Source organism: Streptomyces sp. P6-2-1, assembly GCF_050613165.1.
Classification (GTDB): Bacteria; Actinomycetota; Actinomycetes; order Streptomycetales; family Streptomycetaceae; genus Streptomyces.
The window spans coordinates 5,517,111-5,542,475 of sequence record NZ_CP192513.1 but is presented as its reverse complement, the minus strand read 5'-3'; the positions used below and the strand labels follow the sequence as shown (position 1 = coordinate 5,542,475).

24 protein-coding genes are annotated in these 25,365 nt (G+C 72.7%); 13 read left to right on the top strand and 11 right to left on the bottom strand.

Translation table 11 applies throughout. The features are described from left to right. Nucleotides 1-248: 248 nt before the first annotated feature. The 3 genes from dapF to miaA form a co-directional block, all read right to left on the bottom strand. Nucleotides 249-1,136, bottom strand: a complete 888-nt coding sequence (gene dapF, locus ACQYWQ_RS23600; RefSeq protein ID WP_431037268.1) for a diaminopimelate epimerase — start codon at nucleotides 1,134-1,136, stop codon at nucleotides 249-251. Between the two features lie 297 nt (nucleotides 1,137-1,433). After that, nucleotides 1,434-1,952 (bottom strand): hypothetical protein, encoded by a 519-nt coding sequence (locus ACQYWQ_RS23595; protein ID WP_431037267.1) that lies wholly within the window; start codon nucleotides 1,950-1,952, stop codon nucleotides 1,434-1,436. Nucleotides 1,953-2,054: 102 nt separating this feature from the next. Then, nucleotides 2,055-2,993 carry a tRNA (adenosine(37)-N6)-dimethylallyltransferase MiaA gene (miaA, locus tag ACQYWQ_RS23590; protein WP_431037266.1) on the bottom strand — a complete coding sequence of 313 codons (939 nt, stop codon included), beginning with the start codon at nucleotides 2,991-2,993 and terminating at the stop codon, nucleotides 2,055-2,057. Nucleotides 2,994-3,177: 184 nt separating this feature from the next. Between miaA and ACQYWQ_RS23585 the strand changes: the two genes are divergently transcribed. Together ACQYWQ_RS23585 and ACQYWQ_RS23580 are read left to right on the top strand one after the other, a co-directional pair. Continuing rightward, nucleotides 3,178-3,651, top strand: coding sequence for a hypothetical protein (locus ACQYWQ_RS23585; RefSeq protein ID WP_431037264.1), 474 nt, complete (start codon nucleotides 3,178-3,180; stop codon nucleotides 3,649-3,651). A 156-nt stretch (nucleotides 3,652-3,807) separates the two neighbouring features. Then, complete coding sequence (locus ACQYWQ_RS23580) at nucleotides 3,808-4,071, top strand: antitoxin (protein WP_431037262.1); 264 nt, start codon at nucleotides 3,808-3,810, stop codon at nucleotides 4,069-4,071. Nucleotides 4,072-4,236: 165 nt separating this feature from the next. On the opposite strand, the gene ACQYWQ_RS23575 is transcribed toward ACQYWQ_RS23580, so the two are convergent. Beyond that, nucleotides 4,237-4,965, bottom strand: a complete 729-nt coding sequence (locus tag ACQYWQ_RS23575) for a class III extradiol dioxygenase subunit B-like domain-containing protein (RefSeq protein ID WP_431037261.1) — start codon at nucleotides 4,963-4,965, stop codon at nucleotides 4,237-4,239. 314 nt (nucleotides 4,966-5,279) lie between these two features. Continuing rightward, on the bottom strand, nucleotides 5,280-6,824 hold the full coding sequence (gene miaB / locus ACQYWQ_RS23570; protein WP_431037259.1) for a tRNA (N6-isopentenyl adenosine(37)-C2)-methylthiotransferase MiaB: 1,545 nt from the start codon (nucleotides 6,822-6,824) through the stop codon (nucleotides 5,280-5,282). A 339-nt stretch (nucleotides 6,825-7,163) separates the two neighbouring features. On the opposite strand from miaB, the gene ACQYWQ_RS23565 reads away from it, so the two are divergent. After that, nucleotides 7,164-8,159: a TAXI family TRAP transporter solute-binding subunit gene (locus tag ACQYWQ_RS23565; RefSeq protein WP_431037258.1), complete on the top strand. Its 996-nt coding sequence runs from the start codon at nucleotides 7,164-7,166 to the stop codon at nucleotides 8,157-8,159. Between the two features lie 291 nt (nucleotides 8,160-8,450). Here ACQYWQ_RS23565 and ACQYWQ_RS23560 read toward each other — a convergent pair whose 3' ends face one another. Next, nucleotides 8,451-10,010 (bottom strand): sensor histidine kinase, encoded by a 1,560-nt coding sequence (locus ACQYWQ_RS23560; RefSeq protein WP_431037257.1) that lies wholly within the window; start codon nucleotides 10,008-10,010, stop codon nucleotides 8,451-8,453. Between the two features lie 9 nt (nucleotides 10,011-10,019). Beyond that, the gene (locus tag ACQYWQ_RS23555) at nucleotides 10,020-10,706 is read right to left on the bottom strand and encodes a response regulator transcription factor (RefSeq protein ID WP_431037256.1); all 687 of its coding nucleotides are present in this window, start codon (nucleotides 10,704-10,706) and stop codon (nucleotides 10,020-10,022) included. A 353-nt stretch (nucleotides 10,707-11,059) separates the two neighbouring features. Here ACQYWQ_RS23555 and ACQYWQ_RS23550 point away from each other — a divergent pair, with 353 nt between their 5' ends. From ACQYWQ_RS23550 to ACQYWQ_RS23515, 8 genes are all read left to right on the top strand, one after another. Then, nucleotides 11,060-11,836, top strand: coding sequence for an amino acid ABC transporter ATP-binding protein (locus ACQYWQ_RS23550; RefSeq protein WP_431037255.1), 777 nt, complete (start codon nucleotides 11,060-11,062; stop codon nucleotides 11,834-11,836). A 304-nt stretch (nucleotides 11,837-12,140) separates the two neighbouring features. Continuing rightward, a complete protein-coding gene (locus ACQYWQ_RS23545; protein ID WP_431037254.1) occupies nucleotides 12,141-12,980 on the top strand; it encodes a glutamate ABC transporter substrate-binding protein in 840 nt (279 codons plus the stop codon). A gap of 159 nt (nucleotides 12,981-13,139) precedes the next feature. Continuing rightward, nucleotides 13,140-13,805, top strand: a complete 666-nt coding sequence (locus ACQYWQ_RS23540) for an amino acid ABC transporter permease (RefSeq protein WP_431039314.1) — start codon at nucleotides 13,140-13,142, stop codon at nucleotides 13,803-13,805. After that, entirely contained in the window at nucleotides 13,802-14,707 is a 906-nt protein-coding gene (locus tag ACQYWQ_RS23535; protein WP_431037253.1) for an amino acid ABC transporter permease, read from the top strand. Before ACQYWQ_RS23540 ends, ACQYWQ_RS23535 begins: the two co-directional genes overlap by 4 nt. A gap of 621 nt (nucleotides 14,708-15,328) precedes the next feature. Continuing rightward, nucleotides 15,329-17,473, top strand: a complete 2,145-nt coding sequence (locus ACQYWQ_RS23530) for an FAD-dependent monooxygenase (RefSeq protein WP_431037251.1) — start codon at nucleotides 15,329-15,331, stop codon at nucleotides 17,471-17,473. A 39-nt stretch (nucleotides 17,474-17,512) separates the two neighbouring features. Next, nucleotides 17,513-17,737: a putative leader peptide gene (locus ACQYWQ_RS23525; protein ID WP_431039313.1), complete on the top strand. Its 225-nt coding sequence runs from the start codon at nucleotides 17,513-17,515 to the stop codon at nucleotides 17,735-17,737. A gap of 106 nt (nucleotides 17,738-17,843) precedes the next feature. After that, the gene (locus ACQYWQ_RS23520; RefSeq protein ID WP_431037250.1) at nucleotides 17,844-18,440 is read left to right on the top strand and encodes a cysteine dioxygenase; all 597 of its coding nucleotides are present in this window, start codon (nucleotides 17,844-17,846) and stop codon (nucleotides 18,438-18,440) included. Further along, nucleotides 18,437-18,874: a rhodanese-like domain-containing protein gene (locus tag ACQYWQ_RS23515; protein WP_431037249.1), complete on the top strand. Its 438-nt coding sequence runs from the start codon at nucleotides 18,437-18,439 to the stop codon at nucleotides 18,872-18,874. The genes ACQYWQ_RS23520 and ACQYWQ_RS23515 overlap by 4 nt, the downstream gene beginning before the upstream one ends. 512 nt (nucleotides 18,875-19,386) lie before the next feature. Here ACQYWQ_RS23515 and recX read toward each other — a convergent pair. The 3 genes from recX to ACQYWQ_RS23500 all read right to left on the bottom strand — a co-directional run bounded on the left by recX (nucleotide 19,387) and on the right by ACQYWQ_RS23500 (nucleotide 22,425). Further along, nucleotides 19,387-20,022 (bottom strand): recombination regulator RecX, encoded by a 636-nt coding sequence (recX, locus tag ACQYWQ_RS23510; RefSeq protein WP_431037248.1) that lies wholly within the window; start codon nucleotides 20,020-20,022, stop codon nucleotides 19,387-19,389. 3 nt (nucleotides 20,023-20,025) lie between these two features. Beyond that, nucleotides 20,026-21,162 (bottom strand): recombinase RecA, encoded by a 1,137-nt coding sequence (recA, locus tag ACQYWQ_RS23505; protein ID WP_431037246.1) that lies wholly within the window; start codon nucleotides 21,160-21,162, stop codon nucleotides 20,026-20,028. Between the two features lie 345 nt (nucleotides 21,163-21,507). Further along, complete coding sequence (locus tag ACQYWQ_RS23500; protein WP_431037244.1) at nucleotides 21,508-22,425, bottom strand: NADP-dependent oxidoreductase; 918 nt, start codon at nucleotides 22,423-22,425, stop codon at nucleotides 21,508-21,510. 520 nt (nucleotides 22,426-22,945) lie between these two features. Between ACQYWQ_RS23500 and ACQYWQ_RS23495 the strand changes: the two genes are divergently transcribed. Continuing rightward, nucleotides 22,946-23,596 (top strand): NAD(P)-dependent oxidoreductase, encoded by a 651-nt coding sequence (locus tag ACQYWQ_RS23495; protein WP_431037242.1) that lies wholly within the window; start codon nucleotides 22,946-22,948, stop codon nucleotides 23,594-23,596. A 117-nt stretch (nucleotides 23,597-23,713) separates the two neighbouring features. Here the strand turns inward: ACQYWQ_RS23495 and ACQYWQ_RS23490 are convergent, their stop codons facing one another. After that, nucleotides 23,714-24,619, bottom strand: coding sequence for a LysR family transcriptional regulator ArgP (locus tag ACQYWQ_RS23490; RefSeq protein WP_431039312.1), 906 nt, complete (start codon nucleotides 24,617-24,619; stop codon nucleotides 23,714-23,716). 68 nt (nucleotides 24,620-24,687) lie between these two features. On the opposite strand from ACQYWQ_RS23490, the gene ACQYWQ_RS23485 reads away from it, so the two are divergent. After that, complete coding sequence (locus ACQYWQ_RS23485) at nucleotides 24,688-25,314, top strand: LysE/ArgO family amino acid transporter (RefSeq protein WP_431037241.1); 627 nt, start codon at nucleotides 24,688-24,690, stop codon at nucleotides 25,312-25,314. The last annotated feature ends 51 nt before the right edge of the window (nucleotides 25,315-25,365 follow it).

Below are 25,365 nucleotides of genomic sequence, written 5' to 3'. Positions count from 1 at the left end.
ACCACGCGCCGCCGACCGCCTCTCGCCGAGCGTGAAAGGGATCACCCATTCGAGCGAAGTCGATGGGCGACACGAGCGCGAGGAGTGACCTTTGCGGCGCTCGCGCGTTGCCCTGGATACGCGTCGGGCGCGCGCCGGGGGGTGCGGCGCCCGCGCGGCAAACCTCTTCGCCGGTCGGCCCGTCCTGTCGGCCGGCCGGCGTCCGGCCGGTCGCGCGAGCCCGGACGGGCGGAGCGGCGGGCGACCGCTCAGGCCGTCAGCGCCGCCAGCCAGGCCCCGTCGATCTCGCCTTCGGCGACGAGGACCGCGGGACCGGTCATCTCCACGACGCCGTCGGTGCGTTCGGTGATGGTGAGCCGGCCGCCGGGCAGATCGACGGTGTACGTGGCGGGGCGGCCCGTACGGGCGGGGTCGAGGCCGTCCCTGCGCGCGGCCGCCACGGCGACGGCGCAAGCGCCCGTACCGCAGGAGCGCGTCTCGCCCGAGCCTCGCTCGTGCACGCGCATCGCGAGCGCGCCGGGTGCCCGCTCCACGACGAACTCGACGTTGACACCGTGCGGGTAGGCGCTCGCGGGCACGACCTCGGGGGCGGTGCGCAGCTCCCCGGCGTCGGCGAGGTCGGTGACGAAGGTGACGGCGTGGGGATTGCCCATGTCGACGTGCGTGGCGGGGCGCAGCCCGGAGCCGACCCGCACCTCGACCCCGCCCTCGGGCAGCCGCGCGGCGCCCATCTCCACGGTGATCTCGCCGGGCACCCCGGGCGCCTCCTCCTTGGCCAGGTGGGCGCGCTTGATCCCGGCCCGCGTGGCGACCGCCAGTTCCCCGGCGTCGACGTGCCCGGCGCGCTGGAGGTAGCGGGCGAAGACGCGGACGCCGTTTCCGCACATCTCGGCGACGGAACCGTCCGCGTTGCGGTAGTCCATGAACCACTCGGCCCCGTCGGCGTACGCGCGGCCCTCCGGGTGCGCGGCCGAGCGCACGACGTGCAGCAGTCCGTCGCCACCGATACCGGCCCGCCGGTCGCAGAGCGCGGCGACCGCGTCGGGACCCAGATCGAGGGTGTTCTCGGGGTCAGGAATGATCACGAAATCGTTCTGCGTGCCGTGGCCCTTGAGGAAGCCGATCGCGGTGCTCATCCCTCGATCGTACGGGGCCGGGGCCGGGGTCCGCGCGGTCGTACGGGGTCGGCGGGGACGGGTCCGCGTGGCACACGAGGACCCCTGGGGTGAGGCCCGCGCGCCTGGACGGTGTCCCCCGTCCGCAGGTCCGCGGCCCTCAGCTGTACGGGCCGCGGGCGCAAGGACCGGGGGGCATGCGGACGTAGGGGCCCCAGGTGTATGAAGCGGGGGTGTACGGACCGGGGTGTATGGACCGGGGCGCCCCCGTGGGGTCCACGCCCCAGCGCAATCGCGAGCCCCGTGGGGCCCACCGGCTCAGCGCAGTCGTGCGACGCGCCAGACCGCGAGTCCGGCGATGACAAGGACGACGAGCGTGTAGATGCCGATCGCGCGCCACTGCGGCTTGCCGCCCCCGTGGCCGAGCCCCGGCCAGGCGTAGCCGACGCGGCGCGCCGCCATCACGGCACCGCCCGCCGCGGAGGAGCTGAGCAGGAGGCCGAGCATCGCGACGACGGCGCCGCCGTCACCGGCCTCGAAGGCGAGCGGGAAGGCGAACATGAGCGAGCCGATCGCGGCGAGCACGACGATGGGCGCCAGCTGCCAGAGCCGCAGTCTGCGCTGCGGCCTCAGCTCGACCTCCACGGCGTCGTCCTCGGCGGCCACGTCGTCCGTCGCCGTCCCTTCGCGTCCCGATGGGAGCGCGCCCAGGGCCACGGCATCACCGTCTGCCACCGTCCGGTCGGCGACCGTCGGAGGGTCGTCGGCGGGGCCGTCCTGGACGAGCTGTTCCCGCTCTTCGCGTCCGGTGTCACGAGGGCCGGCCTCCATCGCCACTGTGCCCTCCCACTCGGACTCCGCCAGGTCGATCGCAGCTTGATGATGGCACGGCGTCGGGGGCCCGTATGACGCCCGGAGCGTCCCGATGCCATCACGTGATCAGGCTGTAACCGCCCGTTCGACCAACGCCAGAGCCCGTCCGGAAAGTTCCGCTCGCCCGGAGAGTCCCCCGTCGAGCCAGTGGATACGGGGATCGCGCCGGAACCACGTGTCCTGACGGCGTGCGAAGCGCTTCGTGGCGCGCACGGTCTCGGCGCGCGCCTCCTCCTCGCCGCACTCCCCCGCGAGCACGGCGAGGATCTGCTGGTAACCGAGCGCACGCGAGGCCGTGCGCCCCTCGCGCAGTCCCGCTTCCTCCAGCGCGCGCACCTCCGCGACGAGGCCGCGTTCCCACATCACGTCGACGCGGCGGGCAATGCGCTCGTCGAGTTCCGGACGGGCGACGTCGACCCCGATCTGGAGCGTGTCGTAGTACGCCTCGCGGCCCGGCAGGTTCGCGGTGAAGGGCTTGCCGGTGATCTCGATGACCTCCAGGGCGCGCACGATGCGCCGCCCGTTGCTGGAGAGGATCGCCGCGGCGGCCTCGGGGTCGGCGCGCGCGAGCCGCGCGTGCAGCACGGCGGGACCCGCGTCCTCCAACTCGGCCTCCAGGCGCGCGCGCACGGCCGGGTCGGTGCCGGGGAACTCCATGCGGTCGACGACGCCCCGCACGTACAGCCCCGAACCGCCCACGAGCACGGGGACGCGCCCCGCGGCGAGCAGCCGGTCGATCTCGGCGCGCGCGAGCGCCTGGTACTCGGCGACGCTCGCGGTGCGGGTGACGTCCCAGATGTCGAGGAGGTGGTGCGGGACGCCCTCACGCTCGGCGAGCGTCAATTTCGCGGTTCCGATATCCATCCCACGGTAGAGCTGCATGGAGTCGGCGTTGACGACTTCTCCGCCGAGTCGCTGCGCGAGGAAGACTCCGAGATCGGACTTCCCTGCGGCGGTAGGCCCGACGACGGCGATGACCCGTGGGGTGGGGGGTGCGGTACTCACCGGCCCAGTGTCCCAAACCAGGAGGAGCACCTCGAACGAGTTACGTGACGCGACGCGGGCCGCCTCGTTTCCCGTTGCGAGGTCCCGACCGTCGGTCGCGGGCCCCCGGGGCCGTGGCCGCGCGCAGTCGTCGCGCCGCCCTCACCCGTATCCACTTGTCACCACCTGTCCCTTGGAGCACTCGATGGGCCTCTTCTCCTTCCTCCGCCGCAAGCCGCAGGCGACCGATCCCGCGTCAATCTTGCAGGAGGAGGCCGCCCGGGCGGCCGAAGAAGCCGGGGCGGGGGGTGCGGAGGCCCCCGGAGCGGACACGCCAGGGGCGGAGACCGCCGGGGCGGAGACCGCCGACCCGAAGGCTGCCGCTGCCGAGACCGCCGGTACGGAGGCCGTTGGCGCGAAGACCGCGACGGACGCCGTCGAGCCGGAAGCGAAGGCCGCGGTCCCGGCCGAGGCCGCCCCGGACGACGAGGGTGCCGGTACGAGGGCGGACGGCGCGGTCCCCGCAGCGAAGGCGGCCGATGGCGCGGCCACCGAGGAAGCGGGCCCTGCCGCCGCCACCGGCGCGGACGACGGCGAGACCGCCGAGGGCGGCATCCCCAAGCAGCAGTCGGTCGACGAGGCCGCCGAACGCGAGGCCGCCGACCACGCACGTCACTGAGCGCGCGAGCGGGACTCCGCGCGCCTGTCGAGCCCTCCGGGACGGACCACCGGCCCGGGGGCCCGACAGGCGCGCGCGGCCGATCCGTAGTAAGCCAGCAGTAGGCGCTCCGCGCGGGGCGCCCACTTCCCGGTTTCCGGCGAGGAGGGACCCCACATGGGTTTCATCGACAACATCCGGGCGCGTCTGTCCCCCGCGAAGGACAAGGTCGCCGATCTCGCCCAGCAGCACGGCGGCAGGATCGGCGACGGTCTCGACAAGGCCGCGAAGACCGTGGACGAGCGCACGAAGGGCAAGTACTCCGACCGCATCCAGTCGGGCACGGACAAGGCCAAGGGCGCCGTCGACCGCATGGGCAAGAAGGAAGGCGACGAAGGGAGCGGCGGCTCGCAGCAGCCGCCCGACTCGTCGAGAGGCTGAGGTCCGCGTGGCGGACGCCGGACGGGCGTCCTGCGGGCCCGCCCGCCGCACAGGACCGGTTGAGGCTGGTACGGGCCGGGGCGGACCCGTCCCCGCACGTACCAGCCCACCGGGCGGGGGCGAGCCGCTCCGGCCGTGCGCCGCCTCGATGGGTACGGACGTCGCTCAGGACCACGCGGCGACGAAGTAGCCGACTCCGTACGGGGCGTCCTCGTGCAGCAGGCTGCCCTTGAGGTCCGCGCCGCGCGCGGCACCGGCGAGCACCTGCCAGGGGGCACGCCCGGCGCAGCCGAGCCGGTGGGCGACGACGGGGTCGAGTCCGGCGAGGGCCTCGGTGTCCGCGTCGGCGAGGGCTTTCGCGACCGCGGCGTCCCAGGGGGCGGCCCGCTCGTCCAGGTAACCGGGGGCCTTCACCGTGCGGGTCGTGCTCCCGTCGCCGAGAGCCAGCACCGCGAGGCGCTCGTGGGGAACACGCAGTGACTCGCCGAGGGCGAGGCACTCCCCGGTACCGCTCTCCTCGCCGACCGCGAGCCCGGAGACGGGCGCCGCCGCCCAGGCGGCCTCCTCCAGCAGCCAGGCACCCACGGCGAGAGAGGCGGGGAGCGCGGGAGTGTCATCCCTCGTGGGTGGCTGAGGCTGTCCCGCCCGGGCGAGCCGTACGTTCACGGGCACCCCGAAACCGTGGAAACCACCGTGCGCCCCCTCACCGTGGCGCTCGGCCCCCGCGCCCTCCGCCGGCCCGACGACGACGAGCCGATCGGGCCGGGACGCGGCCAGCACCGCGAGCGCGTCGGCGCAGGCTGCGCGTAGCCCGTCGAGTTCCGCCGCGGCTCCCGCAGCGATCCGGGGAACCAGCAACGGAGGACACGGGCAGACGGCTGCGGCGACAAGCATGATCGGCAGCGTAACGCGTGCGGGGGCGGGCGGGGCGGTGCGAGGCCGGGGCCGGGGCCTGGGCCTGGGCCGACGGGGCGGCCTGAGTGCCTCGGCGGGTCGGGCGGGCGAGGGCACAGGGCCGTCCGGGCAGTGCGCGGCGGGTCCGGGCGTGGGGGGGGAAGGTGGCACCGCCGCGTGGCGTCGGGCCGCCTACCGCAGCTCCGCGTGACCGCCGTCGCGGCCCTGCGCCCACCCGCGCGCACGGGTCCACGCCGCCGTGCCGGTCGGGGCCGAGCGGACCCGGTCCCTCCCGCGAAGGCCCACCGGAGCGGTCAGTCGCAACCGCAGCCCTGCGCGGCCGCGGCGGCCGGCTGGGGGGCCGGGGCGCCGATCGTCGGGAGGCCCAGCATGACACCGGCAGGCTTGGCGGTCTCGGCAGTCGTGCGCTTCTCCCAGGCGTCGCCAGCGCGGGTTCGCCTGACGCCGCGCGGAGTGCCCTCGGCGAGGAGGTGGTGGGGAGCCGCGTAGGTGATGTCGACCGTGACGACGTCTCCTGGTCGTACGGCTTCCTGCGGCTTGGTGAAGTGGACGAGGCGGTTGTCGGGGGCGCGCCCCGAAAGCCGGTGGGTGGCGCCGTCCTTGCGCCCCTCGCCCTCGGCGACCATGACGTCCAGGGTGCGTCCGACCTGCTTCTTGTTCTCCTCCCAGGAGATCTCCTCCTGGAGTGCCACCAGGCGTTCGTAGCGCTCCTGGACGACCGCCTTGGGGATCTGGTTCTCCATCTCGGCGGCCGGGGTGCCTGGGCGCTTCGAGTACTGGAAGGTGAAGGCCGCCGCGAAACGGGCCTCGCGCACGACGTGCAGGGTCTGCTCGAAGTCCTCCTCCGTCTCACCGGGGAAGCCCACGATGATGTCGGTGCTGATCGCCGCGTCGGGGATCGCGGCGCGGACCTTCTCGATGATGCCGAGGTAGCGGTCCTGGCGGTACGAGCGGCGCATCGCGCGCAGCACGGTGTCCGAACCGGACTGGAGCGGCATGTGCAGCTGGGGCATCACGTTCGGGGTCTCGGCCATAGCGGCGATGACGTCGTCAGTGAAGTCGCGCGGGTGCGGGGACGTGAAACGGACCCGCTCCAGGCCCTCGATTCCGCCGCAGGCGCGCAGCAGTTTGCTGAACGCCTCGCGGTCACCGATGTCGCTGCCGTAGGCGTTCACGTTCTGGCCGAGGAGGGTGATCTCGCTGACGCCCTCGGCGACGAGCGCCTCGACCTCGGCCAGGATGTCGCCCGGCCTGCGGTCCTTCTCCTTGCCGCGCAGGGCGGGGACGATGCAGAAGGTGCAGGTGTTGTTGCAGCCGACGGAGACGGAGACCCAGGCGGCATAGGCGGATTCGCGGCGGGTCGGCAGCGTGGAGGGGAAGGCCTCCAGGGACTCGGCGATCTCGACCTGGGCCTCCTCCTGGACGCGGGCGCGTTCGAGGAGGACGGGGAGCTTGCCGATGTTGTGCGTGCCGAAGACGACGTCGACCCAGGGGGCCCGGTCGACGATGGTCTGCCGGTCCTTCTGCGCGAGGCAGCCACCGACGGCGATCTGCATGCCGGGCCGCTCGGTCTTCTTCGGGGCGAGGCGGCCGAGGTTGCCGTAGAGGCGGTTGTCGGCGTTCTCGCGCACCGCGCAGGTGTTGAAGACGACGACGTCCGCGTCGCCGTCTCCCGCGCTCTCGGGGGCGCGCACGTATCCGGCACCCTCCAGGAGGCCGGCGAGCCGTTCCGAGTCGTGCACGTTCATCTGACATCCGTAGGTGCGGATCTCGTATGTCCTGGCCTGTGTCCCGGCCTGCTGAACGTCCACCACGGGGCTCCGGTCGCTGCTGCTCATGCGGACAAGGGTAGGCGAGCGGGGAGAAGCCGCCGACCGCCGGTGGGAGGGACGCCACGGGCGACCCCGAGGGCGGAGGAGGCCGGGCGCGCGGTGGGCGGGGCGGGCGGGGGCCTTGGGAGCACTGGGAAGCGGCGGTGCGGGCCGGGAGCGGGCCCGGGCCCGCACGGGGCGGAACCCTGAGCTGGGCGGGGCATCGGCTCAGGGTTCTTTCAGGGATGTCCCCGAGTCCCCTCCCGGGGACATCCCTGAGAGCGGTCTCAGGGCGAACCCTGAGGCATCCCTGATCTCTGCCGCATCCCCTGGTGTTCACGCTGTGTGACTGGCAGGATCGTCGCCATGACCACGTTCCTCTCCCGGTTCGGCCGGGGCACGGTGCTCGGCGGCGCTGCGGTGTGCGCCGTCGTGATCGGGCTGCTGCTGTGGTGGCTGCTGCCCCTCGGCAATACGCAGCCGCGCGGGACGGTGGTGTTCAGCACCGGAGTGAGTTCGGGCGTCTACGAGAAGTACGGGGAACTCCTCAAGCACGCGGTGGACCGGGATCTGCCGGGTGTGCGGATGGAGTTGCGCGCGAGCGAGGGCTCGCAGCAGAACGTGGCGCGGGTGGCGACGGGGAAGGCGGACTTCACCATCGCGGCCGCCGACGCCGTCGAGAAGTACCGGGAGGACGGGGGCGAGGGGGCGGAGACTCTGCGCGGCTGCGCGCGGTTGTACGACGACTACCTGCAACTCGTCGTCGCCGAGTCCTCCGGCATCCACACGGTCGGCGATCTTCGGGGCAAGCGGGTCGCTGTGGGGCAGGTGGGATCGGGGGTGCGGTTGATAGCGGACCGCCTGCTCACGAAGGCGGGCCTCGATCCGGAGCACGACGTCACCCCGGTGGGCATCGGCATCGACAAGATGAACGAACAGCTGAAACGCGGGAAGATCGACGCCTTCTTCTGGTCGGGCGGCCTGCCGACGGTCTCGGTGCGCCAGTTGTCCGAGAGCTTTCCCGTGCGGTTCGTACCGCTCGGGGACCTCGTGGACGCCGTGCGGCACGCGGGCGGGGAAGGGCGCTTCTACCGGACGGCCGTGATGCCGCGCGACGCCTACCCCGCCGCGCACAACGACGGCACCGTGATGACACTCGCGGTCGCGAATCTGCTGGTCACCCGGGATTCCCTGGATCCGGACCTGACGGAGGGAGTCACGCGGACGGTCATCGCCAGCCGCGACGGCATAGGCCAGCAGGTGCACGCGGCGCAGAAGGTCGATCTGCGTACGGCGATCTACACGGACCCCCTCGAACTGCACGACGGTGCGCAGCAGTACTACCGCTCGGTGAAGCCATGAACTCGTGACGCCGGGGCCCGGGACGGGGTGACCTCGTGGCACCGGGGCGTCCAGGCGGCGGCGTGACGGCGCGGTGTGCGGGCCCTGTGCCGGTGGCCTCCTGACGCGACGCCTCATGTCGCCGTGAGCGACGAGGCCGGACGCGGGGGCAGCGAGGGCGGGACGCGGGGGCAGTGGCTTCGGGCGCGAAGCGCGGGGCAGCGAGGGCGGGACGCGGGGGCGGCGGCCTCGGGGGAAGCGGCCTCTTCGCCTCGCACAGCCCGGTCGGTGCCGTTCCTCGCTGTTCGCCCGCTACTCGTTCAACTCGCCCGTCAGCGGTCCCGTGCCGGCCGGGCGGTTGCGGGGGATGACGAGGTCGGCGCTGAGACCGTGCGGGCTGTGATGGCGGTACTCCAGGGCACCGCCACCGGCTTCGAGGAGGGCGCGGGTGATGGAGAGGCCGAGGCCGGAGCCGTGGATGTTCTGGTGACGGTTGCTGCGCCAGAAGCGGTCGCCGATACGGCCGAGTTCCTCGTCGGTGAGCCCGGGGCCCTCGTCCGTGACGGTGATGACGACCTCGCCGGGCCTGGCCTCCACCGACAGCTCCACGGCGGCACCGGCGGGGGTGAACTTGAGGGCGTTGTCGAGCACGGCGTCGAGGGCGCTGGAGAGGGCGATGGGGTCGGCCCAGCCGGTGACGGCGGGACAGGTTCCGGAGAGCCGGACGCCTTTCTCCTCGGCGAGGGGCCGCCAGGAGGCGAGGCGCTCCCGGGCGAGGGCGCCGATGTCGGTGAGTGAGAGATCGGCCTCGGAGTGCTCGGCGAGGGCGAGGCCGAGGAGGTCGTCGAGCACCCGGGCGAGGCGTTGGCCCTCGGTGCGGACGGAGGCGACTTCTTCGTTGTCCTCGGGGAGTTCGAGGGCGAGGAGTTCGATACGGAGCAGGAGTGCGGAAAGGGGGTTGCGGAGTTGGTGCGAGGCATCGGCGACGAAGGCACGTTGTTGTTCGAGGACACTCTCGACGTTGTCGGCCATCTCGTTGAAGGAGGTGGCGAGGCGGCGGAGTTCGGGCGGGCCGCCGGTGGGGGCCACGCGCGACTTGAGCCTGCCGGTGGCGATGTCGTGGGTCGTGGCGTCCAGGACACGGACGGGGCGCAGCACCCAGCCTGTCAGGCGCAGGGCCGCGCCGAGCGCGAGGAGCATGGCGGCGCCTTCGCCCGCGGCGACGAGGAGCCATTTCTCAAGGGTGCGCGAGCGCAGGGCGCCGGTCGGGGAGTCGGTGACGACGACCGCGATGACATCACCGTCTCTTATCACCGGCGAGGCCACGACGAGGCGCCGGCTCGTCTGCCAGGGCCACACCTGCTCCGGGTCGGGGCTGCGGCGGCCGTTGAGGGCCTCGTCGTAGGCGGAGCGCGCCTCCTGGCCCGCGTCCTGGTCCGGCTCCGTACGGCTGTGGACGGAGGCGGTGGGCTCCGGCGCGGCGGAAGCGTCGGGTCCCGGGGAGAGGGTGGTGGTGCCGGGGAGGAGGGTGTCCGCCTGCGCGGATGGCAGGTGCCAGTTGTGCGGGGCGGTCGCGAAGGGCTCGCCGAGGCGGTCGAAGACGCCGACGCGGATGCCGTAGAGGCGGTAGTAGCGCCCGAGTTCGGTGTCGAGCGTGGCGCTGCGTTCGGCGTCCTCGACGGTCGCGCCCGCACCGCCGCCGTCGGTGTTGACGAACTGGGCGAGCGAGGCGAACCGCGCGGAGTCGTCGATGCGGTCGACGATGACCTTCTGCTGCTCCCCCGCGGCCATGCTGATGGCGAGCGGGAAGCCGAGGGCGAGCAGGACCCCCGCGAGCAGGATGATGAGCAGGGGAAGGAGCCTGGTGCGCACCTGGACCCGCTAGGCGCCGGGGACGACGAGCTTGTACCCCACGCCGCGCACGGTCTCGATGAGGGCCGGCACCCCGATCTTGGCGCGGAGCGAGGCGACATGGACCTCCAGGGTGCGCCCCGTCCCCTCCCAACTCGTGCGCCACACCTCGCTGATGATCTGTTCGCGGCGGTAGACGACGCCGGGACGCTGGGCGAGGAGGGCGAGGAGATCGAACTCCTTGCGGGTGAGCTGGACCGGTTCCCCGTGGACGCTCACCTCGCGGGTCTCCGGGGCGAGGCGGACCGGGCCGAGCGCGGTCGTCCCCGGCTCGGACGCGCTGGAGTGGGTCCGGCGGGCGACGGCGTGGATGCGGGCGAGGAGTTCCCTCGTGTCGTACGGCTTGACGACATAGTCGTCGGCGCCGAGGTTGAGTCCGTGGATACGGGAGCGGACGTCGGCGCGCGCGGTGACCATGATGACGGGTACGGCGGAGCGCGTACGTATCTTTCCGCAGACCTCGTAGCCGTCCTGGTCGGGAAGTCCCAGGTCGAGGAGGACGACGGCGTAGGGCTCCTCCTGCTCCTCGCCGGGGAGCAGGGCGCGCAGGGCGTCCTCGCCGTTGCGGGCGTGCGTCACCCGCAGGCCGTGACGGGCCAGTACGGCGGAGAGCGCGGCGGCGACATGGTTGTCGTCCTCCACGAGCAGCAGTCTCACCGTCCGTCACCTCCGTCGGCTGGGGCCGCCCGCGCCCCACCGGGGCCGGGTGTGCTGGTACGCACGCGACCCGCGCCGTGGCCGGTTCCCGCGGGCGCGGAGCACGCGGGCGGTACGGGCGGGAGCGCGCGGGGCGCTTTGGCATGTACTCCGATCCGCCCGGCATGCGTCAAGGGGGTTCGGGGTTCGGGCGCGTTCCGTTATCCAGCCGGTACGAGGGGGTGACGCGACAGGCACGCGACGTGCGCGGACGATCCCGGATCGTGATGCTCAAGTTCCGCTCAGATGTGCTGACGGTGCTCGCACGTGCTCACTAGGGTCCACCCAACCGAGGAGGACGGAGTTGTGAGCCGATGACCGCAGTATCGGTGTCGAAGGACGCCGCGCCCACGAGCGAGGACCTGGTGGTCCTGAGCAAGGTGAACAAGCACTTCGGCGCACTCCATGTGCTTCAGGACATCGATCTGACGATCGGGCGTGGCGAGGTCGTCGTGGTGATCGGTCCCTCCGGGTCCGGGAAGTCCACGCTGTGCCGCACCATCAACCGCCTGGAGACGATCGACGACGGTGCCATCACCATCGACGGCCTGCCCCTGCCGCAGGAGGGCAAGGAACTGGCCAAGCTGCGCGCCGATGTGGGCATGGTCTTCCAGTCGTTCAACTTGTTCGCCCACAAGACCGTGCTCCAGAACGTGATGCTGGGGCAGGTGAAGGTGCGCAAGGCCGAGAAAGGGGCCGCGGAGGAGAAGGCGCGGCAGCTGCTCGACCGGGTGGGGGTCGGTTCGCAGGCCGACAAGTACCCGGCGCAGCTCTCCGGTGGTCAGCAGCAGCGCGTCGCCATCGCGCGGGCGCTGGCGATGGACCCCAAGATCATGCTCTTCGACGAGCCGACCTCCGCGCTCGACCCGGAGATGATCAACGAGGTCCTGGAGGTCATGCAGCAGCTGGCCCAGGAGGGCATGACGATGGTGGTCGTCACGCACGAGATGGGCTTCGCCCGCTCCGCGGCGAACCGCGTGGTCTTCATGGCCGACGGCCGCATCGTGGAGGAGGCGACTCCCGACAAGTTCTTCAGTGCCCCGCGCAGTGACCGGGCCAAGGACTTCCTGTCGAAGATCCTCCAGCACTGAGCGCTCCCCGGCGCTGAGCGTCATCCGGCGCTGAGCGTCATCCGGCGCTGAGCGTCATCCGGCGCTGAGCGATCTTCGCCACTGGGCCTCCACCGGCCTGGAGCACGCGCGAGTTCGCCGGACACCCACGACAGACATCCCGCGTCTCCCCCACAGGCACCAGCGCGCCTCCGCCCGTCCCGGCCGTTCGCCGGGGCGTGCGCCGCGCAGGTCGCCGGGCGTCCCCAGGCCCGTACCCGCGACCGCCGTTCCACCGATTCCGATCCGCCGTCGATCACGATCGACCGTTATCGAAGGACTCACCATGAAGTTCCGTAAGGTTTCCGCCGCCGTCGCCGTGGTCCTCACCGTCGGCCTCGCCGCGAGCGCCTGTGGCAAGAACGACGACGACAAGGGTTCGGGCTCCGGGGGCGGCAAGAAGATCACCATCGGGATCAAGTTCGACCAGCCGGGTCTCGGCCAGAAGCTGCCGAGCGGCAAGTACGCCGGCTTCGACGTCGACGTCGCCACGTACGTCGCCAAGGCCCTCGGCTACAAGACGAACCAGATCGTGTGGAAGGAAGCGAAGAGCGCCGACCGCGAGACGATGCTGGAGCGCGGCGACGTGGACTTCATCGCCGCCTCGTACTCGATCACCGACGAGCGTGAGGCGAAGGTCGACTTCGCGGGCCCGTACCTCCTCGCCCACCAGGACATCCTGGTCCGCTCGGACGAGAGCGGCATCAAGGACCCGAAGGACCTGAACAGCAAGAAGCTGTGTTCGGTCAGCGGCTCGACCTCCGCCCAGAACATCAAGAAGGAGCTGGCCCCGAAGGCCAAGCTCCTGGAGTACGGCGGCTACTCCGAGTGCCTCACCGGCCTGGAGAACAAGGCCGTCGACGCCCTCACCACGGACGACTCCATCCTCGCGGGCTACGCCGCGCAGAAGGAGTTCCAGGGCAAGTTCAAGCTCGCCGGCTTCAAGATGACGAACGAGAACTACGGCATCGGCGTCAAGAAGGGCAGCGACCTGAAGGACAAGATCAACGACGCCCTGACGAAGATGGTCGAGGACAAGTCCTGGGACAAGGCGGTCCAGGACAACTTCGGTCCGGCGAACTACAAGAACGAGCCCGCCCCGGCGATCGGCGACGTCAAGAAGTAAGCGACAACGCTTCGCCAGATGACAGCTCGCGTGCTTCCCCGCCCGCTTCCGCACGGCGGCGGGCGGGGACCGCGCGGGACAGTAGTCGGGGTGCGGACGGTGCGCGGACGGTGACGACCGCGCACCGGACCCATCCCCCGCGTGGAAGCACGGGAGATCGTGTTCGACTTTCTTGAGGGTTACGACCTGCTCGGGGCGTTCTGGACGACGGTGAAACTCACCGCTCTCTCCGCCGTGGGCTCCCTGATCTGGGGCACCGTGCTCGCCGCCATGCGGGTCGGGCCCGTCCCCCTGATGCGTGGCTTCGCCACCGGTTACATCAACATCGTGCGGAACATCCCGCTCACGGTGATCATCGTCTTCACCTCGCTCGGCCTGTTCCAGACACTCAACATCGACCTGGGCGCGAGCGACTTCACGGCGATCAACTTCCGCCTCGCAGTGCTCGGATTCATCCTCTACACGTCCACTTTCGTGTGCGAGGCGGTCCGTTCAGGCATCAACACCGTCCCGATGGGCCAGGCCGAAGCCGCACGCGCCCTGGGGCTGAATTTCCGTCAGGTCCTGACGCTGATCATCCTTCCGCAGGCGTTCCGGTCGGTCGTCAACCCGCTCGCCAACGTCCTCATCGCGCTCACGAAGAACACGACCGTCGCCGCGGCGATCGGCGTGGCCGAGGCCGCGCTGCTGATGAAGGAGATGATCGAGAACGAGGCACAGCTCATCCTGATCGCGCTCGTCTTCGCCTTCGGCTTCGTCGTGCTCACACTCCCCACCGGTCTCATTCTCGGCTGGGTCAGCAAGAAGGTGGCGATCAAGCGATGACCTCGGTTCTCTTCGACGCCCCCGGCCCCCGGGCCAAGCGGCGCAACATCCTCTACTCGACCCTGTTCGTCATCGTCGCGGCCCTCGTCGTGTGGTGGGTCGTCGTCAAGCTGAACGAGAAGCATCAGCTCGACTGGATCAAGTGGAAGCCGTTCCTCACCGACAGCCAGGCGTGGACGACCTACCTGCTGCCCGGGCTCTGGCACACGCTCCTCGCCGCGGCGATATCGATGGTCATCGCGCTGCCGCTCGGCGCGATATTCGGCATCGCCCGCCTCTCGGATCACGCATGGCTGCGGGTGCCCGCCGCGGTGGTGATCGAGTTCTTCCGCTCGATCCCCGTGCTGATCCTGATGATCGTCTCGCTCGCGCTGTTCGCCGAGTACACCTCGATCAACACGGATGACCGGCCGCTCTACGCCGTTGTCACCGGCCTCGTGCTCTACAACGCCTCGGTGCTCGCCGAGATCGTCCGGGCCGGCATCCTCTCGCTTCCGAAGGGTCAGACCGAGGCCGCGCAGGCGATCGGGCTCCGCAAGGGGCAGATCATGCGGTCGATCCTGCTGCCGCAGTCGATCACCGCGATGCTGCCCGCGATCGTGAGCCAGCTCGTCGTGGTCGTGAAGGACACTGCGCTCGGCGGCTCTGTGCTCACCTTCAGCGAACTGCTCGCCTCGGTGCGCCCCCTCTCGGCCGCCTACGGCGCCAACACCATCGCGTGCTTCACCGTGGTCGCGGTGATCTACATCATCGTCAACTTCACGCTGACGAGCTTCGCGACGTGGCTGGAGAAGCGTCTGCGCGCCGGCAAGAAGTCCACCGGCGCGGTCCTGAGCGCCACCACGGTGGACACCGGCGGTGGCGGTACGACGGGCGTCCGGCCGGTGAAGGCCGACAACTGACCCGCTGTCACAGACTCCCGGTACACCCGGGTCTCGCGGCCCGCACGCGGGAGGCTCCGGTCTCCCGCGACGGGTGCCCCGTCGGCGGCGGGGCACGCGACGCGGACGCGCACAAGAGGACGGGACGAGAGCCTTGGGGGGCTTTCGTCCCGTCTTTGTGCGTGAGAGCACGACGCCGCCTGGGCTCCTGCGCCGGGCGGTGGCACCCGGCGCGCGGAGGCCCGGTGCCTGGGCGGCGGGGCGGCGCCTGCGCGGCGGGGCGGGGCCTGGGCGGCGGGCGGCGGGCGGCGGGCGGCGGGCGGCGGGCGGCGGGCGGCGGGCGGCGGGCGGCGGGCGGCGGGCGGCGTCAGCCTCCGTACGTGCCCCCGCACCGCACCACCGCGGCGATCGTTCCCCGTACGTGCTCCCCCGCGCGCCCTCGCCGCGCCGACGCCGCGCCCGGGCCGGACCGTCGTCGCGCCCGGCGGGGCCGCCACCGGGTCCGTGCCCCGCGCGCCCGGGGGTGCTTCGCTTGACGCGGGCACCCGCAATAGGTTGCATACGGTCTGTGATCACCCACCGGTTTCCACTCGCACGCATCACCGAAGCCTCCCCCTCCCGGGCCCGCACCGGAGCGCTGCCGTGGAACCGGTGATCGTGGTGGGCGCCGGGCCGGTCGGTCTCGCGCTCGCCCTGGCCCTGACACGGCACGACGTGCCCTGCGTCGTCCTCGACGAGGGCTCGTGGAAGGACGAGGAACGCCTCGCGCGTACGGCGGTGCTGCGCGCCGACACGGCGAACTGGCTGGAACAGCTGACCGGCGTCGTGCTCTCCGCGCCGACGGACGCCCCGGGTGCCGCGCCCACTCGTGCCGAGCCGCGCGCACCGGGCTCGCGCGCGGCCGCGCGCACCGCGCTCCCCGCCGCGTCGCCGGTCACGCAGGGCGATGCCCCCGCAGCCGGAACCCGGTGGTCCGGGTGGCGGCTGACGCGTCGCAAGCAAACGGTGCGGCACGTCGTCTTCGGCGAGGGTGGCGTCGCGGCGGGCGGCGCCAGGTCGCGTGCGGGAGAACCCTTCGCCGCCCCGTCGCACCTCCCGCAGCACGCGCTCGTCGTGGCGCTGCGCCGCGCGCTCGTCGGTTCGCCGCTCGTGACGCTCGTCGCCGACAGCCGCGTCGTCGCACTGGAACAGGACGCGGACGGCGTGACGGTGCGCACCCGCGGTGCGGGGGGCAACTGGTGGCGTGGCAGCCATGTCGTCGGCTGCGACGGGGCGCGCTCCACGGTGCGGAAGCTCATCGGCGTCCGTTTCCCCGGGCGTTCGGGCCTCGAACGCCACGCGGTCGCCGCGCTGCGCGCGGAGCTGCCGCACCCCGGCGAGGCGCTGTTGCACCGTTCGCCGCCGTGGCGCGGCGCGAGCCCGGAGATCGCCGCGCGTCCGCTGCCGGACGGCGTGTGGCGCCTCGACTGGCTGCTGCCCGCCGAGGGCGACCTGGTCACGCCTGACGCGCTCGTGGCGCGGGTGCGGGAGACGCTGGCCGGCTGGTGCGGGGGCGGGACACCTCCGTACGAACTCCTCGACACCGGCGTGTACACGGTCCACCACAGGCTCGCGCGGAGCTGGCGCGTGGAGCGCGCGTTCCTCGCGGGCGATGCCGCGCACCTGGTCGGCGCGGTCGGCACACAGGGGCTCGACGAAGGGCTGCGCGACGTGCGCAACCTCGCGTGGAAGCTCGCCGCCGCCGTGCATGACGAAGCGGGCCCCGCGTTGCTCGACAGCTACCAGGCCGAGCGGCTCGGCGCCGTCGCCGCGCGGCTGCGCGCCGCCGACCAGTCGTTGCCGATACTGCGCGGCGGCGGACTGCTGCGCGAGCTGGTGCCCGGTACGGCGCGCGGGCACGAGTCACTCCTGAGCGACGCACACCTCGGCGACGGCCCGCTCGGCGCCCCGCCCTCGTACGCACGCTCGCCGCTCGCACCGCGCGTGACCGATACGGCGGTCGCCGTGGGCACCGCGCCTGGCGCCCCGGTCGCCGACGTGCTCGCGATGGGTGAGGACGGCGCGCCGACGCCGCTCTCCGCACGCCTGGGACACGGCGCCTTCCTCGTCCTGCTCATCGCCCCGGGCACCGGAGTGTGGGACGCGCGGCACTGGCGTACGGCGGGCATCATGCCGCGCCTGGCGGCCGCCGTGGACGCGCTGCCGTGCCGCGCGGAACTCCTGGTCGCCGAGGGGTACCCGGGTGCCGCCGCGCACACCGTGCTCCTCGTACGGCCCGACGGGCACCTCGTCACCGCGCTGCACGGTGTCCAGCCCGCCGCGTTGTACGGGGCGGCCGACGCGGCGTTCGGAGGCGCGGGCTCACCGGCGGACCCGGCGAACGGCCGGAGCGAGGCGGCGCACGACCGGCTCCGCGCGACGGAGGACGACGCGTACGGCGACGACCCCGACGGCGCGTACGGCGCGGAGCCGGGTGGGGCGTACGGGGACGACGCGGGACCGGGCGACGTCTTCCACGACGACGCGGGACCGCGGCCGGGGTCGGGGGCCGGGTCGGGGTCGGGGTCGGACGCGTACCGCGACGGCGGCACGGAGGCCTCGTACGGCAGTCGTACCGACGACGCGCCGTCTCACGGCGCACGCACCCCCCCGGCGCTCGGTCCCGCGGCGCACGAGCAGCCGCCCGCGCCCCGTCGCGGCGAGTCCTCCGCGCGCGAGGGTGCCGCATCGGGGGCACGCGCCGACACCGAGACCCGGCGACTCACGACCCGCCCGGGGAGCGAGTGAGCGACCCGCCTCAAGGTCCCCTTGCCTCCGCCCAGAGGCATGGGGCGCACGGGCGCGCGCACGGTACGTGACGGGCGGACACCGGCGCGTGGGGCCGCCGGTCCCGCCCCCGCGCGCCATCAACCGCCGGGTACGGGCGAATTGACGGCACTCCTCCGCCGTGGTCTACTCCCGATCATGACCGACACCGATGTGCGCCTGTGGCGACGGGTCCATATGGACCTGCTGCGCTACGCGGGCTGCGTGTGTCGCCGTCCTCGCTGAATCCCCCTTTCTCCGGCACCTCTTCGTGCCTTCCCCCGCGTATGCGCCGTGGCCAGTCGTGGCCCCCGTCGCGCTGCGCACCCTCAGCGAACCCAGGACGGTTCACATGTCTGTCACCGCGCCCGCCACCCCTGTCCCCGCGCCCGGCGCCCCAGCTCCCGCGACGCGCACCGAAGCACCCCCGGCCGGCACCACTGCCCCCGCCGCCGCGGGACCGACCCCCGCCGAACTCCTCGACTTCGTCACCACCACCGCCGCCGACGCCGACCTCGTCGCCGCTCTCCCCCTCGATCCCGAAAACCGCACCTGGGTACAGCTGGAGGGCCCCGGCGGCAGCGAGGCGTGGCTGATCGGCTGGCCGCCCGGAACCGGCACCGGCTGGCACGATCACGGGGGCTCGCAGGGAGCCTTCGCGACCGCCGCGGGGACGCTGCGCGAGGACTCTCTCGCCGTGCGGCTGCCCACCGAGGGCTGGCGCACGCTGGAGCTGGAGGACGGCGTCGACCGCTACCGCGCGCTCTCCACGGGCGAGGGCCGTGCCTTCGGGCGCCACCACGTCCATCAGGTGCTCAACGAATCGGGCAGCGAGCACGCCGTCTCCGTGCACGCCTACTACCCGCCGCTGCCGCTCATGCGCCGCTACAGCCGTACGGGGCAGCTGCTCCGCCTCGAAGAGGTCGAGCGCCCGGAGGACTGGCAGTGACCACTACCCCGCCGCCCGGAGCCACCGGGATAGACGAACTGATCGACCGGATACGGACCGGACTCGACCGCCTCAGCGCGCACCAGGCCAGGGACGCCGCCGCCGAGGGCGCGCTGCTCGTCGACATCCGCTATGCCGCGCTGCGCGAGCGCGACGGAGTGATTCCGGGCGCGCTCGTCGTGGAGCGCAACGAGCTGGAGTGGCGGCTCGACCCCTCGGGCAGCCACCGCGTCCGCGAGGCGAGCGGCCACGACCTGCGCGTCGTGGTGATCTGCGACGAGGGCTACGCCTCCAGCCTCGCGGCCGAGTCCCTGCGCCGCCTCGGCCTGCACCGCGCCACCGACCTGGACGGCGGTTTCCAGGCATGGCGCGCGGCGGGCCTGCCGGTGGAACCGGGTCCGGGCACGGCGGCCCGGCCCGGTCTCGACGGCTGAGACGGCGACAGGCACGGCGACAGGCACAAGCGGGTCCCCCTCCGCGGGACACGCACCAAGCGGGCCCCCCATGCGCGGGAGCGTGCGTGGGGGCCACCCGAGGTCAGGAGCACGTGGAGCCTCTGGTCCGGGACGGGGCCGCCCGAGTTCCTCCCCCGGCCACGACCCTCCTGCCCAGCTGCCCGTCGTCGGCACTCCCCCACCTCCGTCAGCGCTCCCCCTCCGCCAGCACCCCCTCCGCCAGTGCCCGGCCCATCAGGCGCCGAACAGCGAGGTGCCCTCCCGGTCCGGGCTCCCGGAGCAGTCATCCGGGCATCCGCCTGGGAGGTCGCCCGCAACCGCCCTGGCCGCGGCATCGCGGCGCACGCGAAGCCCCACCCGCCCCGTGCCACCACGGTGAGCCGGTCCGCCGACCCGCCACGGTGAGTCCGCCCGCCGGACCTCGCCGCCCCTCCGGCACAGCCACCGACGCCCCACCCGCGTACGTCACATGTCCGTCCCGTCCCCGGCCGCTACACCCCGTCCGGGAACTCCTCCAGTTCCTCGCCCTCCGCCTCCAGTGCCTGTCGTACGACCCGCAGGGCCAGACCCTCCGGGTAGCCCTTGCGGGCGAGCATCCCCGCGAGCCGGCGCAGCCGCTTGTCGCGGTCGAGACCCCGCGTCGCCCGGAGCTTGCGGTCGACGAGCCGGCGGGCGGTCGCCTCCTCCTGCTCGGAGTCGAGCTGCCCCACCGCCTCGTCGATGAGGCCGCTCTCGACGCCCTTGGTCCGCAACTCCCTCGCCAGGGCGCGCCGGGCGAGCCCCCGGCTGTGGTGCCGGGACTCGACCCAGGCCCCGGCGAAGGCGGCGTCGTCGATGAGACCGACTTCCTCGAAGCGCGAGAGCACCTCTTCGGCCGCCTCCTCGGGGATCTCCCGCTTGCGCAGAGCCTCGGCGAGCTGCTTCCGGGTGCGCGCCGTACCGGTCAGGAGGCGCAGGCAGATCGCCCGGGCCTGCTCCACCGGGTCCTGGGGCGGCTCCTCGCCGCGCCCGCCCCGGGCGGAGGGGAGCCCTGCCGGTGGTGGTTCCCCTCCGCCCGTACGACCGCCGTACCCGTCGCCGTGCCCGTCCCCTGTGAAGGGGGCCGCGTACTCGCCGCGTCGTGTCACGGCTCAGCCCTTGGCGGCCGCGGCCTTGGCTCCCCTGGGCGCCTTGGCCGCCGCCGGAGCGGGCACGGTCTTGGCGCCGGCCGGGGTCTCGGCCGCCTCCTCGGCAGCGGCGACCTCGCCCTCGGGCTTCTCGGCCTTCTCCGGCTTCACCCCGACGCCGAGCTTCTCCTTGATCTTCCGCTCGATCTCGTCCGCGAGGTCGGGGTTGTCCTTGAGGAAGTTGCGGGCGTTCTCCTTGCCCTGGCCGAGCTGGTCGCCCTCGTACGTGTACCAGGCGCCGGCCTTGCGGACGAAGCCGTGCTCGACGCCCATGTCGATGAGCCCGCCCTCGCGGCTGATGCCCTGCCCGTAGAGGATGTCGAACTCGGCCTGCTTGAACGGCGGGGCGACCTTGTTCTTGACGATCTTGCAGCGGGTCCTGTTGCCCACCGCGTCCGTACCGTCCTTGAGGGTCTCGATACGGCGGATGTCGATGCGCACCGAGGCGTAGAACTTCAGCGCCCGGCCACCCGTGGTGGTCTCGGGGGAGCCGAACATCACACCGATCTTCTCGCGGAGCTGGTTGATGAAGATCGCGGTCGTCTTCGACTGGTTGAGCGCGCTGGTGATCTTCCGGAGCGCCTGGCTCATGAGGCGCGCCTGGAGACCGACGTGCGAGTCACCCATCTCGCCCTCGATCTCGGCGCGCGGCACGAGGGCCGCCACGGAGTCGATGACGATGAGGTCGAGGGCACCGGAGCGGACCAGCATGTCCGTGATCTCCAGGGCCTGCTCGCCGTTGTCCGGCTGGGAGAGAATCAGGTTGTCGACGTCGACGCCGAGCTTCCTGGCGTACTCCGGGTCGAGCGCGTGCTCGGCGTCGATGAAGGCGACGGAACCGCCGGCCTTCTGCGCGTTGGCCACCGCGTGCAGCGTCAGCGTGGTCTTGCCGGAGGACTCCGGGCCGTACACCTCCACGACGCGGCCGCGCGGAATCCCGCCGACGCCGAGGGCGATGTCGAGCGCCGTCGAGCCCGTGGGGATCACCTCGATGGGCTCGTTGGGCCGCTCGCCCATGCGCATGACGGCGCCCTTGCCGAACTGCCGTTCAATCTGTGCGAGTGCGGCGTCGAGCGCCTTCTCGCGGTCCGTGCCTGCCATGGGTTCCACCCGATTTGCTTGAGTCGATCGCTTCACGTCGAAGACGCTACTGCCTGCCACTGACAATGCGCCGCGACCGCCTCCTGACCTGTGGATAACTCCCGGTCCCGGGCACGCGGGAAGCGTGGGACAGGGGGCACCACCTGGGCAGAACGGCGCACCAGGTTTTTCATAAGAATGCGTGTTCGATTTCCGTGTCAAGTCGGCACGCCGCCCCGAAGCCGGGCGACGGACGCCGCCTGCCGCCCGGGCATCCAGCGCCCGGCCCACCGTCCGGCACCCGGAGCCCGCCGTCCGGCGCCCCGCGTCACCCGGCCTTGACCGCACGGCATCGAGCGGCCGCGGCTACGGCCGGAGCACGATCTTGCCGTGGGTGTGGCGCCGTTCCAGTTCGCGGAAGGCGTCGCGCACCCGCTCCAGCGGGTAGGTGCGGGCGATCGGCACCTCCAGTTCCCCGCGGGCGGCCAGCCGGGCCAGTTCACCGAGCACGACCGCGCTCGCCGCCGCGCCCTCACCGTAGGTGCGCGCGCCGGTCCTGGCGGCGGCGGGCCAGTCGCGGATCGTGTTGATCCGCTCGGGGCGTACCCCCAACTCCACCGCGAGGTCGACGTACCCCTCGCCGAAGGTGTCGATGAACGCGTCGACATGCCCGCCCGCAGCCTCTCGGACCCGTCCGGCCACGCCCTCCCCGTACGTCACCGGGACGACCCCGTGTTCCTTCAGCCACGTGTGGCTCCGCTCGCCCGCCAGCCCGATCACCGTCGCGCCGCGCCGTCGCGCGAGCTGCACAGCGAGCGACCCGACCCCGCCCGCAGCACCGGACACCACCACCGTCTCGCCCGGCCCCGGGTCCACCGCGAACACCGTGGCGTACGCGGTCGTACCGGCCACGTACAGCGCACCGGCCACGTCCCAGGACAGCCCCGCCGGACGCGACACCAGGTTCACATCGTCCACCGCGACGAACTCCGCGTGACTCGCCCGGTTGTGGGTGAAGCCCAGGACCTCGTCGCCCACCGTGAACCCGCGCGCGTGCGCGCCCGTCTCGACCACGACCCCGGCGAGGTCGCTGCCCTGCCCGGAGGGGAAGGTCGCCGGCCAGCGGTCGTGCCGGGCGCCCTCCCGTATCGACACCTCGCCCGGCTGTATCCCGGCCGCGCGCACCTCGACCAGCAGTTGCGCCGGGCCGGGCACGGGTCGCGCCACCTCCTCCACCCGCAGCACATCGATTCCGCCGTACGTGGAGAATCGCACCGCTCTCATCCCGCGCTCACCGCACTTCCTCGCTCGAACTCGCTCGACCGCTCGAACTCGCTCGAACTCGCTCGCATCGGATTCCTGCTCCCCGCCCACCGGATCGACGCGCACGGGCCGGGCCACGGCGTTCAATGGCCCGGGGACGAAGGGTTATTCCCGGGATGCCGGGCGCTCGCGGACGTCCCTGCTCAGCCTTGGCAGCCCGGGGCGATCCGCTCCGCGAGGCGCGGCAGCGCGCCTCATGCCGGGTCGTGGGAGTCCGGAGGCGCGAGCCAGAAAGTACCGCCCGACCCGGCGCGCCGAGGGGACGCGCCGAGGGGATGAGGCGGACTCAGCCCCCTCGGTTCGGCAGCGGCCACCCGGAACCGGAGCGTGCGCCCCGGCGGATGTCACCCAAGAGCGTCGCCACGGTCGGCGGCGAGGACCCTCCCCGCCGATACGCTTTCGCCCCACCCCACCGGCCACACCCCACCGGCCACACCGGCCGCATCCGGTCGGCCGCGTTCGCACAGAATCGGAGACCCTCATGTCCAAGATCGCTCTGTACGGTGCCACCGGCGCCATCGGCTCCCGCGTCCTGGACGAGGCACTGAGCCGCGGCCACACGGTCACCGCCGTCGTACGCGACCCCGCCAAGCTCACCCGCACGCACCCGAACCTGCGCGTGGTCACCGGCGACGCGCTCGACCCGGAGTCGGTCGCCGAGGCGGCCAAGGGCCAGGACGTCGTCGTGAGCGCGGTCGGGGGCGGCGACGGGCCCGGCCACATGGCCACCATCAGGCCGAGCGTCGAGTCGCTCGTCTCCGCGCTGCGCACGCTGGGCGCCGACGCGCCCCGGCTGGTCCTCGTCGGCGGCGCGGGTTCCCTGCGCGTGCCCGGCGGCAAGCAGGTCTGGGACGCGGAGGGCCTGCCCGATTTCGTGCTCCAGATCATGCACGCCCACGGCGACGCCCTCGACTACTGCCGCACGGTCGACGACGTGCGGTGGACCAGCCTCAGCCCCGCGGCGACGATCGAGCCTGGCGAGCGCACGGGCTCCTACCGCACAGCGACCGACGACCTCGTCGTCGACGCGGACGGCAACAGCCGCATCTCCACCGAGGACTACGCGGTCGCCCTGCTCGACGAGATCGAGGAGCCGCGGCACACCGGCGAGCGCTTCACCGTCGGCTACTGAGCCCGGCGACCGGCCGCGGTGCCGCCCGGCCCGGCGACCCGCCGCCCCGGCACCGCGGTCCGGTCCGAGCGCCGCGGCCGGCCCCCCGCGGTCGCCCCGTACCGCCGCCGCAAGCACTCACTGCTGCGCGTGCAAGGACTCGGCTGCGGCGGCAGCCACCGTCTCCGCCACGAGCGACAGAGCCGGTACGTCCAGCTTCCACTGCTGCCAGTAGAGCGGTACGTCCACCGTCCGGCCGGGCGCCAGTTCCCTGAGCGCCCCGGAGCGCAGCAGGGGCTCCGCCTGCTGCTCCGGTACGAGGCCCCAGCCGAGCCCCGCTGCCACCGCATCGCAGAAGCCCTCCGACGTCGGCACGTAGTGGCGGAACGGCCCCGCACCCGGCGCGCCGGGAACCAGTGACCGCACGAAACGATCCTGGAGTTCATCGCGCCGGTCGAAAACGATCACAGGCGCGCCGGGCAGGCGCTCCTGAAGCGGACCGTCCGCCAGGTGGCGCGTTACGAAGTCAGGGCTCGCCGCCGGGAGATAACGCTCCAGGCCCAGGGGCCGTACGGTGCAGCCCGCCACCGGTTCGGCCGAGGAGGTCACCGCCGCCATCACCTGCCCCTCGCGCAGCAGCGCGGCGGTGTGCGCCTCGTCCTCGCGGCGCAGTTCGAAGCAGACGGGCGGACTCTGCGGGACCCGGGTCAGTGCCGGCAGGAACCACGTGGCGAGGGAATCCGCGTTCACCGCGATGGGCAGCCTGGCGGGGCCCGCTCCCGCGGCGATGCCGAGTTCTGTCCACGCGTCCCGCTCCAGCGCGGCGAGCTGGCGGGCGTAGCGCACCACCACCTGCCCGGACTCCGTGGGCCTGACCGGCTTCGTGCGCTGGAGCAGCACCCGCCCCGCGCGCTGCTCCAGCGTCTTGATCCGCTGGCTGACCGCGGAGGGCGTCACGTGCAGGACCGCCGCGGCGGCGTCGAAGGTGCCCTCGTCGACGACGGTGAGGAGCGTACGCACCTGGTCGTGGGGCAGGTAATCCATCACAGTCGCTAATGCTACGTAAAAAACTTTAGCTGTACTCATGTCGTGACGCTCTCTAGCGTCAGAGCGTGAACAACGGCATTCTCACGGCGACTCTCGCCGGGTTCGGGACGGGCATGTCCCTCATCGTCGCCATCGGCGCGCAGAACGCGTTCGTCCTCCGGCAGGGGGCGCGCAGGCAGGCCGTACTCGCCGTCGTCGGCATCTGCGCCGCGTCCGACGCGGTCCTGATCGCACTCGGCGTGGCCGGGCTCGGCGCCGTGGTCACCGCGTGGCCCGTGGCACTGACCGCGGTGGGTCTCGCGGGTGGCGGCTTCCTGCTCTGCTACGGGGTACTCGCCGCCCGCCGCGCGCTGCGGCCCGCCGGGGCGCAGGCCCTGACGGCGCGGGGTGCCGGGGTCGGTTCGGTGCGCACCGCCGTCCTCACCTGTCTCGCCCTGACCTGGCTCAACCCGCACGTCTACCTCGACACCGTGCTGCTGCTCGGCTCGGTGGCCTCCGACCGGGGCTCCCTGCGGTGGGTCTTCGGTCTCGGCGCGATGCTGGCCAGCCTGGTGTGGTTCGCCGGTCTCGGCTACGGGGCGAGGCTCCTCGGCACCGTCCTTGCCCGCCCGGGCGCGTGGCGGTTCCTCGACGGGCTGGTCGCTGCCACGATGCTCGTGATGGGCGGCTCGTTGCTGATCCGCACCCTCTGAAGCGACGGCGCGTGCGACGCGGCGCGTACGGCTGCGCGGCGCATACAGCGC

Coding starts and splice junctions, on each gene's coding strand:
- dapF (WP_431037268.1), bottom strand. CDS start 1,136: ATGAGCACCGCGATCGGCTTCCTCAAGGGCCACGGCACGCAGAACGAT.
- ACQYWQ_RS23585 (WP_431037264.1), top strand. CDS start 3,178: ATGGGCCTCTTCTCCTTCCTCCGCCGCAAGCCGCAGGCGACCGATCCC.
- ACQYWQ_RS23580 (WP_431037262.1), top strand. CDS start 3,808: ATGGGTTTCATCGACAACATCCGGGCGCGTCTGTCCCCCGCGAAGGAC.
- ACQYWQ_RS23575 (WP_431037261.1), bottom strand. CDS start 4,965: ATGCTTGTCGCCGCAGCCGTCTGCCCGTGTCCTCCGTTGCTGGTTCCC.
- miaB (WP_431037259.1), bottom strand. CDS start 6,824: ATGAGCAGCAGCGACCGGAGCCCCGTGGTGGACGTTCAGCAGGCCGGG.
- ACQYWQ_RS23565 (WP_431037258.1), top strand. CDS start 7,164: ATGACCACGTTCCTCTCCCGGTTCGGCCGGGGCACGGTGCTCGGCGGC.
- ACQYWQ_RS23550 (WP_431037255.1), top strand. CDS start 11,060: ATGACCGCAGTATCGGTGTCGAAGGACGCCGCGCCCACGAGCGAGGAC.
- ACQYWQ_RS23545 (WP_431037254.1), top strand. CDS start 12,141: ATGAAGTTCCGTAAGGTTTCCGCCGCCGTCGCCGTGGTCCTCACCGTC.
- ACQYWQ_RS23535 (WP_431037253.1), top strand. CDS start 13,802: ATGACCTCGGTTCTCTTCGACGCCCCCGGCCCCCGGGCCAAGCGGCGC.
- ACQYWQ_RS23525 (WP_431039313.1), top strand. CDS start 17,513: ATGGGGCGCACGGGCGCGCGCACGGTACGTGACGGGCGGACACCGGCG.
- ACQYWQ_RS23520 (WP_431037250.1), top strand. CDS start 17,844: ATGTCTGTCACCGCGCCCGCCACCCCTGTCCCCGCGCCCGGCGCCCCA.
- recA (WP_431037246.1), bottom strand. CDS start 21,162: ATGGCAGGCACGGACCGCGAGAAGGCGCTCGACGCCGCACTCGCACAG.
- ACQYWQ_RS23500 (WP_431037244.1), bottom strand. CDS start 22,425: ATGAGAGCGGTGCGATTCTCCACGTACGGCGGAATCGATGTGCTGCGG.
- ACQYWQ_RS23495 (WP_431037242.1), top strand. CDS start 22,946: ATGTCCAAGATCGCTCTGTACGGTGCCACCGGCGCCATCGGCTCCCGC.
- ACQYWQ_RS23490 (WP_431039312.1), bottom strand. CDS start 24,619: ATGGATTACCTGCCCCACGACCAGGTGCGTACGCTCCTCACCGTCGTC.